We start from the raw sequence: 12,923 nt of genomic DNA on the forward strand, positions 1-12,923 counted from the left end.
CACATGTCCGATCGGCCGGTGTTCGTCATTGGCTGTGCCCGCTCCGGCACGACAATGCTGCAGCTGATGTTGCACGCGCACCCGAGGATCGCGGTGCCGCCGGAGACGAGGTTCCTGGAGGCGGCCTACTACCGGCGGCGCGCCTACGGGGACATGCGCGATGTCAGGAATCGTCAGAACCTGGCCGAGTGGATCGCCGGCGAGAAGGGCACCAAGTTCCACGACCTGCACATCGGCAGGGAGGACTACATCCGCCAGGCCGCGCAGGGCCCGGGTTCGCTGGGCTCGGTGATCGGCCGGGCGTTCAGCATGTACGGCGAGCGGTTCGGCAAGCCGCGCTGGGGCGACAAGCGTCCCAGCTACGTGCGCAAGGTCGACGTCCTGCGCAGGCTCTTCCCCGACGCCCAGTTCATCCACCTGATCAGGGACGGCCGTGACTGCTCGGCGAGCCTGAAGGAGATGCCCTGGTACAGCCTCGACTCCTTCCACGCCATCGCCAACTGGGCGGAGGCGATGGACGCCGGGGCGAAGCTGCGCAGGAAGCTGCCCGCCGACACCTACTACGAGCTGCGCTACGAGGACCTGACCGACGACCCGGCGATGGAGCTGAAGAAGCTCTGCCAGTTCCTCGACGAGGACTTCGACCCGGCGATGTGCGAGCCGCACATGCTGGCGGGCGTCGCGGTGCCCAAGAACAAGACGTGGCACAGCAACACGCACGGCGAGGTCACCAGGGAACGGGTGGGCAGCTGGACCACGCGGCTGACCGGCTGGGAGATCGCGTTGTGCGAGGACGTGCTGGGCGAGCGCCTGCAGGAGCACGGCTACGAGCTCAGCGGCGCGCCCAAAGCGGCCAAGGCTCACGTGGCGGCCTTCCGCCAGACCATGGCCAAGCGCCGGGCGAGCCGGATGCGCAAGGACCTGCGTGACCGGGTGAACCGGCTGCGCGAGCCCGGCCCCGTGGCGGCCCTGCTGACCAGCGGGCAGCGCGAGCCCCAGCGGGTGGCCTCATGAGGCGTTACAGCATCGCCGAGGTGCGCTCCACGCTGAAGAACCGCGACTCGTGGTGGACGGTCTACTTCGTCGACCCGCTGGCCTGCCCGCTCACCCGGCTGATCGCCAACCACACGCGGGTCACGCCGAACGCGCTGACCGTCACCTCGCTGGTGATCGGTCTCGGCTCGGCGGTGAGCTTCGCGGCCAACCAGCTCGCGGTGGGTGCGCTCCTGTTCTACGTGAGCTTCCTGGTCGACTGCGTCGACGGGAAGATCGCCAGGCTGAAGGGCACCGGCTCGCCGTTCGGCCTGTGGCTGGACTACGTGGGCGACCGGATCCGGGTGGTGTTCTGCGCCGCGGGCCTGGCCTACGGGCAGTACGTCCTGACCGGGGACGTGGTCTACATCGTGCTCGGCGCGGTGCTGGCGGTGCTCGACCTGTTCCGCTACGTCAACGCGCCGCAGATGAAGCGGGTGCGCGAAGCCGTCCACCTCAACAGCGAGAGCGCAGCCCCTGGCGAGCAGGTCGAGCGGGTGCCGAGCAAGCGGCTGATGCCCAGGGTCAACCGGCTGCTGGCCCGTCACCGGGTGCGCTCGCACCTGATCAGCGGCATCGAGTTCCACGCGGCGGTGTTCGTCGTCGCCCCGCTCATCGGGGCTGCCGCCCTGCTGCCCGTCTCGACCGGGGCCAGCCTGCTGCTGCTGGCCAACGAAGTCTTCATTGTTTACCGAATGTGGCTCTTCACCCGTCGCGCAGCGGCGCCCCGGGAGAGCCGTGAGCACGCGTTGATCGGGGGATAACCAATGTCAGACCGTCCGGTGTTCGTCATCGGCTGCCCGCGTTCCGGGACCACGATGCTGCAGCTCATGCTGCACTCGCACCCGAGGATCGCGGTGGCGCCCGAGACCCGGTTCGTGATCCCGACCTACACGCGGCGTCGTGCCTTCGGCGACATGCGCGACGCGGCCTGCCGTCAGGCGCTGGCCGAGTGGATCGCCACCGACAAGAGCACCAAGTTCAAGGAGCTCGGCCTCGCCAGGGACGCCTTCGTCCAGGAGGCGACCAAGGCGCCCGGCTCGCTGGGCTCCGTGCTGGGCACGGCCTTCCGCATGTACGCCGACCGTTTCGGCAAGGCCCGCTGGGGCGACAAGCGGCCGAGCTACGTCAAGCAGGTCGACATCCTGCGGCGCATCTTCCCCGACGCCCAGTTCATCCACCTGATCAGGGACGGGCGCGACTGCGTCTCGTCGCTGAAGGAGATGCCCTGGTTCACGCTGGACTCCTTCCACGCGATGTCGACCTGGGCCGAGGCGATCGACTACGGCAACAAGCTGGCCAGGACGCTGCCCGCCGACAGCTACTACGAGCTGCGCTACGAGGACCTGACCGACGACCCCGGCGCCGAGATGCAGAAGCTCTGCGCCTACCTGGGCGAGGAGTTCGACCCGTCGGTGGTCTCGCCCAAGCAGGCGGCCGACACGGTCGTCCCGCTGCACAAGGTCTGGCACACCAACACCCACGGCGAGGTGACCAGGGCCCGCGTGGGCAGCTGGGGCCAGCGGTTGGAGGACTGGGAGATCTCGCTCTGCGAGGACATGCTCGGCGCCCGCCTCCAGGACAAGGGCTACGAGCTGTCGGGCGCGCCCGGCCCGGCCAAGGAGCACGTCGCCTCGCTGCAGCGGACGATGGCCAAGCGCCGTTCCAACCGCAGCCGCAAGGCCCTGCGCGACCGGTTCATGCGCCTGCGCGAGCCCGGTCCCGTGGCGGCGCTGCTGACCGAGGAGCAGTGCGCGCTGGCGGGCATCCCCCAGCAGCGTGCCGAGGCGGAGATGCCTCAGCGCGTGATGTGAGAGAAGAGCACCTCCCAGCGGTCCAGGACCCGGTCGAGCCGGAATCCCGCCGCTTGTGACCGGACGGCGGCGCCCAGGCGCCGCCGTTCGTCGTAGGAGGCCATCAACGCGCCGAGCCGTACGGCGAAGCCGTCCACGTCACCGGGCGGGACGAGCACGGGCGCGATGGAGCGCACCCCTCCCGAGACGTCGAAGGCGACCGCGGGCACCCCGTGGGCGGCAGCCTCCAGCAGCACCAGCGGCAGCCCCTCGTGCTCGCTCGACAGTCCGAGCAGCGCGGCGTCGTCGTACTCCCTGGGCATGTCGGCGGCGTCCACCCGGCCGCGGAAGATCACCCGGTCCTCGACGCCCTCGCTGCGCGCGTGCGCGCGCAGCCGCTCCTCCTCCGGTCCGTCGCCGATGAGATGCAGCTCCCACGGCGGCGCGCTCGCCCTGGCGAAGGCGGTGATGAGGCGGTCGAAGCGTTTGACACCCGCCAGCCGTCCCACGCCCAGGACCCGCGGCGTCACCAGCGTCGAGACCCGCGACGGCCACTCGCGCAGCGGGTTGGGCATGGCCCAGGTGTTGGGCAGCAGCGTGTGCTCGGCGAACTGCCAGGCGTCGGCCTCGCTGAGGAAGACCGCCTGGTCGAGCTGGCCGTAGTGTCTGCGGATGGAGCCCAGGTGCCAGGTGCCGCGCGCGTGCTCGTAGGAGCCGTGGTACTGCCCGATGCGCCGCAGCCCCGTGCCGTATCCGGCCAGCCGTGTCACCACGCCAGGCGAGGTCATCACCAGGAAGCCGTCGGAGGGCAGGATCTTGGGCAGCTTGCTGTCCTTGGCCACCAGGTGGCGGGCGTAGAGCGGGTGCTCGACGTAGCGGAAGGGCGCCTCGGTGCGCTGCAGCCCGATGACCCGCACGTCGTAGCCGCGTTCGGCCAGGCCTTGGGCCAGGGTGTGGGTGATCTGCTGGATGCCGCCCAGGGTGTCGGCGTCGATGCAGGCGAAGGTCACGCTCATCGGGTCCCCCACAGGTAGCCGCCGCCGACCGCGGGCTGAGCGAGTGGCCCGGCGAAGAAATCGTCCACGACCCTGGCCGCGGCGTTGCCCCGCTCGTCGGCGCACCACAACTGCCGCCAGGCCGCGTACCGCTGGGCGTGGGCCCGGTGTACGGCGGGCAGGTCGCGCAGGGCGGTCACCAGTTCCTCGGTGGTCGACAGGCACGGGCCGGGGGCGATCGAGGGCAGGTCGTGGTAGACGCCGCGCTCGTTGCGCCGGTAGTCGTCCCAGTCGTCGATGTAGAACAACATCGGCTTGCCCGTCACCGCGTAGTCGCTGCTGACGGAGGAGTAGTCGGTCAGCAGCGCGTCGGAGATCAGCATCAGGTCGTTGATCTCGGGGTAGGAGCCCGCCGGCCGGACGAAGTGCCTCACCCGCTGCGGCACCTTGTACTTCTCCACCGGATGCGTGCGCAGCACCAGCACCCACTCGTCGGCCAGTTCCTCGGCCAGCAGGTCCAGGTCGACCCTGACGGACCGGCCGGAGAACTTGGCGGCGTCGCGGTAGGTGGGCGCGTAGAGCAGCACCTTCTTGCCCGGCGGGATCTCCAGCCGCTCCCGCACGCCTTCCGGCGTCTGGCCGCGCACCAGCGCGTCGCAGCGCGGCGTGCCGTACCTCAGGAGCGGTCCCGCGTAGCGGTTGGCGGTGACGAAGATGCGCTCGAACTCGGCGCCGGGGGAGACCAGCGCGTCCCAGCGGGCGATCGCCTCGCGCCACTGGTCGCGCGGCTGGGCGAAGTCGGCGCGCAGGTCGGGGGCGTCGAATCCGATCGACTTGATGCCCTGGCCGTGCCAGGTCTGCAGGTAGCGGGTGCCGCGCGGCTTGGGGTAGTCGAGCGGGAAGCCGTGGCTGTCGACCCAGTAGGCGGCCCTGGCCATGGTCCAGATGTAGCGCCAGCTGCTGCGCCTGACGATGCCCGCGTCCTTGGGGAAGGTGTCCCTGTTGCGCGCGGCCGACCAGACGACTGCCACCGGCAGCCCCCGTCGCCGCAGCTCCTCGTACAGGGCGCGCGGGCTGCCGGTGTATCCCTTTCCGCAGTCGGACTCGAACAGCGCGAGGTCCTTCTTGCGGGGGAGTACCCGGATCAGCACCTTGTAGACCTTGAGTTTCATCGCCGGGGTGCTCCAGCGCTTGAGCAGCTTCTTGGCGGTACGCCGCAGCAGCGACGGCCGCCGCGGCGGCGCGCTCACGCGCAGGATCGCCGCGCGCCCCTCCGGCCGCACGGTGATCTCGCCCACCCGCACCGGTTCGACGCGCGGGTCGACCAGCAGCCGGTCGGTGGTGGTGCGGCCGTCGGACAGGCGGGTGAAGCCGATGCGCGGGTCGCCGCCCTTGGCCGGCACGAACGTGATCTCGCTGATGTAGCACCCGTCGCCGGAGGGCCGGGGCTCGATCGCCACCTTCGTGGCGCCGAGCCGGATGAAGGCCTTCCAGTCGGTCGGCAGCGCCCCGAAGGGGTCGTAGGTGCGCACGGTCATGGTGACCCGCCGGCCGTCGGAGGCCAGGTCGGTGACCTCGTGGCGCAGCCGGGAGGCGGTGTAGGGCAGCTCGGCCAGGCGCAGCGCGGTGATGTCGGTGCCGGGCCCGACGGAGGTGCCCCAGTAGGTGCGCCCGTTCTGCTGGGTGGCCTGGCGCGGTGGCGCGTGGGGGCCGGTGAGGGAGCGGGCGGCGACGGTGAGGTCCTCGACGCGCTCGTCGAGGATCAGCTGGGCGCATACCTTGACCATGGGGTCGGTGCGGTCGAAGACCTCCTGCGGGACGGTGGCCAGGTACGGGCGCACCACCGAGGCGAACTCCTTGACCCAGACCTCCTCGCGCGAGGGCAGCGGGTGCAGGTAGACGGGCAGGTCCTGACGCAGGAAGCGGTGCTGGCGCTCGGGCACCAGGTGGCTCAGGCCGTGGTCGGCCAGGATGCGGTCGGCGGCGAAGGCCGCGCCGATCCGCTGGCGCACGTTGGTCATCTCGCTGTGGCTGAGCGAGATCGAGGTGTCGTCGGCCGCCCGGTGCCACAGGTAGATGACCCACGGGACGACGGCGAAGCGCGTGGCCACGCTGTACAGCTCGGCGGCGAAGACGTGGTCCTCGAAGTGCACGCCCTCCGGGAACCGCAGGGCCTTGGAGCGCAGGAAGGCGACGTCGTAGAGCTTGTTGGTGGTGAAGCTGTCGACGAACAGCTCGGGCTCGGCCTCGATGCCCTCGACCACGCGGCGCGGGGCGAACAGCGAGGGGTAGTAGCGCTGCTGCTTGCCGGTGGCCTCGTAGAAGCGGGAGATCTGGCCGGAGACGAACTGGGCGCCGGTGCGCTCGATCTCGGTGAGCAGGCTCTTGCAGGCGTGCCTGGTCAGCCGGTCGTCGCTGTCGAGGAACATGATGTACGGCGAGAGCGCGGCGTCGATCCCGTCGTTGCGCGGGGCGCCGCAGCCGCCGCTGTTGACCTTCCTGCGCAGGTAGCGCACGCGGCTGTCCTCGGCCATGAGCTGCCGCGCCACCTGCTCGGTGTCGTCGGTGCTCGCGTCGTCGGCGATGATCACTTCCACGTTGCGCAACGACTGGCCGAGGACGGAACGCACGGCCCTGGGCAGGCGGGCCGCGTCGTTGTAGGCAATCACGACAACGCTGCAGTCCGGCATGCCTGATTCCCCCCGAATCGTTCACTCTTCGAGGAAAGGCATTCCCGCACGTCGGGCGAAGTGTCCGGACTTGCCGCGACTTGCCGGGACTTTTACCGGAAAAGCCGCCTGATCACCCAGATGAGCAACGCCACGGCTGCCAGCGCGCCGACCACCGGCGCCACCCGCTTGATCAGCGGGGCTCCGGCGATCTCCAGCAGGTCGAGCGCCTCCTCGTCGGGGGTGCGCGAGGTGCGCAGCGTGCCGGGAACCGCCGTCAGGTGCCGCTCGCCCTCGTCGACCGTCGTCGTGGACTCCGGCTCGGCCGCGAGGGCCTCGACGTCGGTCTCGTGGTTGCCCGCCAGCAGGTCGGCCAGGTTGGCGGCGAAGCGATCGATCAGCTTCGAGCCCACCTCCTGCATCACGCCCCGGCCGAACTGGGCGGGGCGGCCGGTGACGTTGAACATGGTCTCGACCTTGACGGCCGTCCGGTCGCCGTCCGGGGCGAGCCGCGCGTTGACGGTGGCCTCCGCCGTACCGGAACCCCTGGCCTCCTTGCCCCCGGCCTTGAGCCGGATGCTGTAGGAGTCCTTGTCGATCTCCTCGAAGCGCGCCGACCCCCGGTAGGTCACGGTGATCGGCCCGACCTTGACCTTCATCCTGCCGGTGAACTCGTCGCCCTCGACGACGTCGAGTGCCGCGCCGGGCAGGCAGGGCGCCACCCGCTCGACGTCCAGCAGCGCCGCCCAGGCCTGCTCGACAGGAACCGGGACCGAGAAATCGTGCTCGAAACGCATCGCCATGACCGCTCCTTCTGCCTAAGTGCGACCTTACGCCGTGGAAGGGGCATCCGGGAGGGATGCCCGCCCGGATGCCCCTTCCCGCGATCAGGGTGACCCGGCGGCGGCACGGACCGCCCGGTGGGTCAGCACCTGGGCCAGATGGCGCCGGTAGTCCGCCTGGGCGTGCAGGTCGGACGGGGGCGAGGTGTCCTCGGCCGCGTGCGCGCACGCCTGCCGTACCGCCTCGCCCAGGTCGAGATCTCGCAGGCGGGCCTCGGTCTCGCGGGCCCGGACCGGGACCGCGCCCATGTTCGTCAGCCCGATGCGCGCCTCGGCGATCGATCCGTTGGAGCGGCGCACGGCTGCCGCCACGCCGACGATCGCCCAGGCCTGGGCCGTACGGTGGAACTTCTCGTAGTGGAAGCCCCAGCCGGGGCCGAGCTTGGGCACCTTGACCCCGACCAGGATCTCGCCGGGGTTCATCGTCGACTCCAGGTAGTCGACGAAGAACTCCGAGGCCGGGATCTCGCGCTCCGAGGTGACCAGGACCGCGTCCAGGGCGAGCGCCACCGCCGGGAGGTCTCCCGCCGGGTCGGCATGCGCCAGGGACCCGCCGAACGTGCCGCGGTGCCGTACGGCCGGGTCGGCCACGGTGGCGGCGGCCAGCGCCACGAGCGGGCACGCGTCACGGATCACGCCCGAGCGCACGACCTCGTCGTGGGTGACCGCGGCGCCGATGAAGACGTGGTCGCCCCGGTCGTGCACCCCCTGCAACTCGCTCAGCCTGCCGACGTCCACCAGCAGGGTCGGATAGGTCAGCCGCAGGCGCAGCAACGGCAGCAGCGACTGGCCGCCGGCGATGACCTTGGCGTCGTCGTCGCCTGCCAGCGCCTGGCTCGCCTCCTGCACGCTGGACGGTCTCACGTAGTCGAACTGGGCCGGGATCACTGCAGGGCCCTCCAGACTCGCTCGGGGGTGCACGGCATCTGGATGTCGTGCACACCGTGCGGGCGCAGCGCGTCCACGACGGCGTTCACGACGGCGGGAGTGGAGGCGATCGTGCCCGCCTCGCCGACACCCTTGACGCCCAGCGGGTTGCTGGTGGCCGGGGTCTCGGTCCTGTCCGTGACGAAGGTGGGCAGGTCCGCCGCGCTCGGGAGCAGGTAGTCGGCCATCGTGCTGGTCAGCAGGTTGCCCTCGGCGTCGTAGACGGCCTCCTCGAACAGGGCCTGAGCGATGCCCTGGGCGATGCCGCCGTGAACCTGACCCTCGACGATCAGCGGGTTGACGACCCGGCCGACGTCGTCCACGGCCACGTAGGAGCGGATCTTCGTCTGTCCCGTCTCGGTGTCGACCTCGACCGCGCACAGGTGGGTGCCGTGCGGGTAGGAGAAGTTCTCCGGGTCGATCGTGGCGTCGGCGTCGAGCCTGGGCTCCATGCCCTCGGGCAGGTCGTGGGCGGCGAAGGCGGCCAGCGTCAGCTCCTGGATGGTCTTCTGCTGGCTGGTGCCCTTGACCCTGAACGCGCCCTGGGAGAACTCGATGTCGTCCGGCGAGCACTCCAGGGTGTGCGCCGCCAGCCGCCTGGCCTTCTCCTTGACCTTCTGGCACGCCTGCAGCACGGCCATGCCGCCCACGACCAGGCTGCGCGAGCCGTAGGTGTCCATGCCCTTGTGCGAGATCGCCGTGTCGCCGTGCAGGACCGAGACGTCCTCGTACGGCACGCCGAGCGCGTCGGCGACGATCTGGCTCCAGGCGGTCTCGTGCCCCTGTCCGTGGGCCGAGCTACCGGTGACCACCTCGACCTTGCCGGTGGGCAGCATGCGCACGGAGCCGTGCTCCCAGCCGCCCGCTCCGTAGCTCAGCGAGCCCAGCACCCGGCTCGGCGCCAGACCGCACATCTCGGTGTAGGTGCTGATCCCGAGCCCGAGCTGCACGGGGTCACCACGGTCGCGCCGGTCGGCCTGTTCCGCCCGCAGCTTGTCGTAGCCGAACAGGGCCATCGCCCGGTCCGTCGCCGCCTCGTAGTTGCCCGAGTCGTAGGTGAGCCCCGCGATCGTGGTGTACGGGAACTCCTCGTGCTTGATCCAGTTGAGCCTGCGCACCTGCATCGGATCGAGCTTGAGCTCGTGCGCCAGCTCGTCGATCGCCCGTTCCAGCGCGTAGGTCGCCTCGGGGCGCCCCGCCCCGCGGTAGGCGTCGGTGGGCATCTTGGTGGTGAAGACGCCCGTGCACGCGAAGTCGTAGGCGTCCATCTTGTAGATGCCGTTGTACATGAACGCGCCCAGCAGCGGCACGCCCGGTGTGACCAGCATCAGATAGGCGCCCATGTCGGCCAGCAGGTCCACCTTGATGCCGCGGATGCGGCCGTCGCCCTCGGCGGCGATCATGATGTGCTGGATCTGGTCGCGGCCGTGGTGCACGGTGAGGTTGCCCTCGGAACGGCTCTCCGTCCACTTCACCGGCTTGCCCAGGCGCCTGGCCAGCAGGAGGCAGAGCACCTCCTCCGCGGTCACCTGCAGCTTGGAGCCGAACCCGCCGCCCACGTCGGGGGCGATCACGCGGATCATGTGCTCCGGGATGCCGGTGGTCGCGGCCAGCAGGAAGCGCAGGATGTGCGGGATCTGGGTGGCCGACCACATCGTGAAGCTCTGGCCGTCGGTGGTGCAGACGACCGCGCGCGGTTCCATCGCGGTGGGGATCAGCCGCTGCTGGACGTAGGTGCGGTCGATGACGACGGGTGCGTCGCGGAAGGCCGCGTCGATGTCGCCCTGGCCGAACTTCCAGGTGAAGGCCTGGTTGCCCTGGTCGTGCACCTTCGGGCTGGTGCCCGTCAGCGCCTCGTTCATGTCGAGCACCGCGGGCAGCGGCTCGTAGTCGACCTCGATCGCCTCCAGGGCGTCGGCGGCCTGGTAGCGGCTGGTCGCCACGACGCAGGCGACCGCCTCGCCGACGTACCGGACCTCCTCGTAGGCCATCGGCGGGTGATCGGGGATGACGATGTCCTCGCTCACCGGCCACGCGCACGGCAGGCTGCCCTGCTCGGCGGCGAAGTCGCGGCCGCTGAAGGCCGCCACCACCCCGGGCAGTTGCCTGGCGGCCTCGACGTCGACGCGCGTGATCCTCGCGTGCGCCATCGGGCTGCGCAGGAACTGCACGTAGAGCATGCCGGGCAGCTGGATGTTGTCGGTCCACTGGGTCCTGCCGGTCAGCAGGCGGGCGTCCTCCTTGCGGCGGCGCGCCTTGCCCACCTCGGTGGTGGCCTCCTTCGGCTCGGTGGGGACCTCGGCCTGCTCGGCGATCGCCGTGGGGTCGATCTCGCTCATGATTTCGCTCCCACGTTCTGGGCGCCCCGCTTCACCGCCCGGACGATGTTGCAATACCCCGTGCACCGGCAGAGGTTGCCTTCCAGGCCTTCCCTGATGGCTTCCTCGGACGGATCGGGGTCGGTCCTCAGCAGGTCGATGGAGGCCATGACCATGCCGGGGGTGCAGTAGCCGCACTGCAGCGCGTGCTCTTCGTGGAAGGCCTGCTGCATCGGGTGCATCGAGCCGTTCGTGGCCAGGCCCTCGATGGTGACCACGTCGCTGCCGTCGGCCTGGACCGCCAGGACCGAGCAGCTCTTCACACTCTTGCCGTCGAGCAGGACCGTGCAGGCGCCGCAGTTGCTGGTGTCGCAGCCGATGGGGGTGCCGGTCTTGCCCAGGTTGTCTCGTAGGAGGTGGACGAGCAGGAGGCGCGGTTCGACGTCCTGCTCGTACTTGATTCCGTCAACGGTGACGGCGATTCGGGGCATACGTCCTCCCCTGAAGGGATAAGGCGGATAAATGCCAACGTACGCCGGTGTTTTTCCCGGTCAAGGGTTTGCTTGGTCAGCGCCCTCCGCGGATGAGCCGGGTGATCACCGAGATCACTCCCGCGATCGCCAGCCCGCCCACCGTGAGCGAGGCCAGCAGCACCCAGTCGGTCAGCGCCCCGGTCAGGAGCAGGATGCCCACGACCAGGAAGAGCAGGCCGCTCAGCAACGCCATCCAGTCGGTCCTGTGGAGGTTGCCCTTACGCTGCACGGCGCACCTCCATGTCGCCGACGCCGCCCTTGATGCGCAGGACGATCGTCGCGGGCTCGCCGGTGCCGGGCTCCACCTCGGGCTCCAGCGTCTCGTTGATCTCCAGGCTGGTGCCGCCGTTCACCTGATGGTCGATCTTGATGTCGCCGACCCGGTTCGTCGCGTGCACCTCGACCCTCGCCGTCGGCGGGACGATCACCGTCAGCTCGCCGACCGAGATCGAGGCGTTGAACGTCGTCGTGGAGCCCGCCTGCAAGGGCAGCTCGGTCAGGTCGAGAGTGCCCTCGCCGATGCCCACCGAGTAGGTCTGAGGCACGTCCTGCATGCTCCTCGGAGTCCACACCGCATCGGTGATCTTCTTGGGCAGGCCGCTGAACATCAGGCCCACCGCGGCCGCCAGGGCGATGACCGTGCCCAGGGCCACCAGGCCGGCGCCCCGGCCCCACCAGGTGGCCACCAGCAGGCCTGCGCCGATGGTGACCAGCATCGCGCCGCTGACGACGACCAGGCTCGGCGATCCGGTTCCCGACGGGGACGTCTGGACGGCCACGACGATCACTCCAATGATCAGGGCCAGCAGGGTGGTGAGGACGCCGATGACCGACTTGGCTCGCTTGGGGCGTCGCTCGGGTGCCTGCGGGGCGAAGTTTCTCGGGTCGTAGTAGCCCGGGCGCCTGGTGGGGTCCAGGGGCTGGTAGGGGCCGTGAGGGGCGAAGGGCTCGCCGTACGACAGCCGCGGGGTGGCCGTCTGGTAGGTGGGCGTCGTACTGGCGCTGGGGAAGGTCGCCGTCGGGCCGTCCGTCGTCGGGCCGTCCGCCGATGTGTCGCGCGCCGGCTCCTCGGGGCGCACGTCCTCGCTCAGCGCCTCCACGTGCTCTTCTGCGGGGCTCCACCTCGGAGGCGCGGCGGGCGCGGGCCTCGGTACGGCGAAGTCCGGTTCGTCACGGGCGGTCTCCTTCGCCGTTCCCCCTCCGAACAGCGGGACCTCGTCGAAGGAGGGCGGGGGCGCGGAGGGCACGGGAGCCGGAGCGTTGCGCGGCCGCCGCCGGTTGAGGCGCTCGGGCATCGACCGGGCCAGCCCCAGCAGGTCCACCCCGTTCGAGTGCGCCGCCAGCAGGCCCACGGCCAGCAGGATCGCCACCACCAGGGTCCCCATGCCGAACGCCACGGTCGCCAGGTTGATCATCAGCCCGAACCCCAGCACCGCCGTCAGCAGCGCGAGCACGGTGTCACCGCTGAAGTCGCGGCGCGTCCACTGCTCGACGTAGCCGGGACCGCCCGTCGGCGCCCGCATCAGCAGGAACGCCGCGAGATACAGGTAGACCCCGACTCCCGATCCCAGGAGCAGGAGCGCGAAGCCGGCGCGGAAGACGATGGGGTCGATGCCGGTGTACCTGCCCAGCCCGGCGCAGACTCCCGTGAGGATGCGGCCCTCGCTGCTGCGGGCGAGCGGCCTGGGCGGGGTGGGTACCTCAGTCATAGGTCCTATCGTGGCCTGAGCTGCCCCCGGCCGCATCCGGGACCACCCTGAGGCAACCCCGACGATGGCGGGCCAGGGCAGGTCAGGGGACATCCCTGATGTGGA

The 12,923-nt window shown here is 70.4% G+C and carries 11 protein-coding genes; 3 read left to right on the forward strand and 8 right to left on the reverse strand.

Features of this window, described 5'->3' with window-relative positions:
• Window positions 1-3: 3 nt before the first annotated feature.
• Genes ACIBH1_RS01760 through ACIBH1_RS01770 form a run of 3 tightly spaced genes read left to right on the forward strand, consistent with a single transcriptional unit; the run spans window position 4 to window position 2,846 of the window.
• Complete coding sequence (locus tag ACIBH1_RS01760) at window positions 4-1,014, forward strand: sulfotransferase family protein (protein WP_397311624.1); 1,011 nt, start codon at window positions 4-6, stop codon at window positions 1,012-1,014.
• Window positions 1,011-1,796, forward strand: coding sequence for a CDP-alcohol phosphatidyltransferase family protein (locus tag ACIBH1_RS01765; RefSeq protein ID WP_397311625.1), 786 nt, complete (start codon window positions 1,011-1,013; stop codon window positions 1,794-1,796). Before ACIBH1_RS01760 ends, ACIBH1_RS01765 begins: the two co-directional genes overlap by 4 nt.
• 3 nt (window positions 1,797-1,799) lie before the next feature.
• Window positions 1,800-2,846 carry a sulfotransferase family protein gene (locus ACIBH1_RS01770; RefSeq protein WP_397311626.1) on the forward strand — a complete coding sequence of 349 codons (1,047 nt, stop codon included), beginning with the start codon at window positions 1,800-1,802 and terminating at the stop codon, window positions 2,844-2,846.
• Here the strand turns inward: ACIBH1_RS01770 and ACIBH1_RS01775 are convergent.
• From ACIBH1_RS01775 to ACIBH1_RS01810, 8 genes are all read right to left on the reverse strand, one after another.
• Window positions 2,831-3,841: a glycosyltransferase gene (locus ACIBH1_RS01775; RefSeq protein ID WP_397311627.1), complete on the reverse strand. Its 1,011-nt coding sequence runs from the start codon at window positions 3,839-3,841 to the stop codon at window positions 2,831-2,833. The genes ACIBH1_RS01770 and ACIBH1_RS01775 overlap by 16 nt on opposite strands.
• Window positions 3,838-6,510, reverse strand: a complete 2,673-nt coding sequence (locus ACIBH1_RS01780) for a CDP-glycerol glycerophosphotransferase family protein (RefSeq protein WP_397311628.1) — start codon at window positions 6,508-6,510, stop codon at window positions 3,838-3,840. The genes ACIBH1_RS01775 and ACIBH1_RS01780 overlap by 4 nt, the downstream gene beginning before the upstream one ends.
• Window positions 6,511-6,602: 92 nt before the next feature.
• Entirely contained in the window at window positions 6,603-7,292 is a 690-nt protein-coding gene (locus tag ACIBH1_RS01785; protein WP_397311629.1) for an SRPBCC family protein, read from the reverse strand.
• A gap of 84 nt (window positions 7,293-7,376) precedes the next feature.
• On the reverse strand, window positions 7,377-8,219 hold the full coding sequence (locus ACIBH1_RS01790; protein WP_397311630.1) for an FAD binding domain-containing protein: 843 nt from the start codon (window positions 8,217-8,219) through the stop codon (window positions 7,377-7,379).
• Window positions 8,216-10,597, reverse strand: coding sequence for a xanthine dehydrogenase family protein molybdopterin-binding subunit (locus tag ACIBH1_RS01795; RefSeq protein WP_397311631.1), 2,382 nt, complete (start codon window positions 10,595-10,597; stop codon window positions 8,216-8,218). The genes ACIBH1_RS01790 and ACIBH1_RS01795 overlap by 4 nt, the downstream gene beginning before the upstream one ends.
• Complete coding sequence (locus ACIBH1_RS01800; protein WP_397311632.1) at window positions 10,594-11,067, reverse strand: (2Fe-2S)-binding protein; 474 nt, start codon at window positions 11,065-11,067, stop codon at window positions 10,594-10,596. The genes ACIBH1_RS01795 and ACIBH1_RS01800 overlap by 4 nt, the downstream gene beginning before the upstream one ends.
• Before the next feature lie 76 nt (window positions 11,068-11,143).
• A complete protein-coding gene (locus ACIBH1_RS01805) occupies window positions 11,144-11,338 on the reverse strand; it encodes a hypothetical protein (protein ID WP_397311633.1) in 195 nt (64 codons plus the stop codon).
• Window positions 11,328-12,818, reverse strand: coding sequence for a PspC domain-containing protein (locus ACIBH1_RS01810; RefSeq protein ID WP_397311634.1), 1,491 nt, complete (start codon window positions 12,816-12,818; stop codon window positions 11,328-11,330). Before ACIBH1_RS01810 ends, ACIBH1_RS01805 begins: the two co-directional genes overlap by 11 nt.
• Window positions 12,819-12,923: the final 105 nt, after the last annotated feature.

The sequence above is a fragment of the Nonomuraea sp. NPDC050663 genome, assembly GCF_044456985.1.
GTDB lineage: Bacteria > Actinomycetota > Actinomycetes > Streptosporangiales > Streptosporangiaceae > Nonomuraea.

What these genes read in the sequence shown, in the direction of transcription:
- ACIBH1_RS01760 (WP_397311624.1), top strand. Translation starts at nt 4, where the DNA reads ATGTCCGATCGGCCGGTGTTCGTCATTGGCTGTGCCCGCTCCGGCACG.
- ACIBH1_RS01765 (WP_397311625.1), top strand. Translation starts at nt 1,011, where the DNA reads ATGAGGCGTTACAGCATCGCCGAGGTGCGCTCCACGCTGAAGAACCGC.
- ACIBH1_RS01770 (WP_397311626.1), top strand. Translation starts at nt 1,800, where the DNA reads ATGTCAGACCGTCCGGTGTTCGTCATCGGCTGCCCGCGTTCCGGGACC.
- ACIBH1_RS01775 (WP_397311627.1), bottom strand. Translation starts at nt 3,841, where the DNA reads ATGAGCGTGACCTTCGCCTGCATCGACGCCGACACCCTGGGCGGCATC.
- ACIBH1_RS01780 (WP_397311628.1), bottom strand. Translation starts at nt 6,510, where the DNA reads ATGCCGGACTGCAGCGTTGTCGTGATTGCCTACAACGACGCGGCCCGC.
- ACIBH1_RS01785 (WP_397311629.1), bottom strand. Translation starts at nt 7,292, where the DNA reads ATGGCGATGCGTTTCGAGCACGATTTCTCGGTCCCGGTTCCTGTCGAG.
- ACIBH1_RS01795 (WP_397311631.1), bottom strand. Translation starts at nt 10,597, where the DNA reads ATGAGCGAGATCGACCCCACGGCGATCGCCGAGCAGGCCGAGGTCCCC.
- ACIBH1_RS01800 (WP_397311632.1), bottom strand. Translation starts at nt 11,067, where the DNA reads ATGCCCCGAATCGCCGTCACCGTTGACGGAATCAAGTACGAGCAGGAC.
- ACIBH1_RS01810 (WP_397311634.1), bottom strand. Translation starts at nt 12,818, where the DNA reads ATGACTGAGGTACCCACCCCGCCCAGGCCGCTCGCCCGCAGCAGCGAG.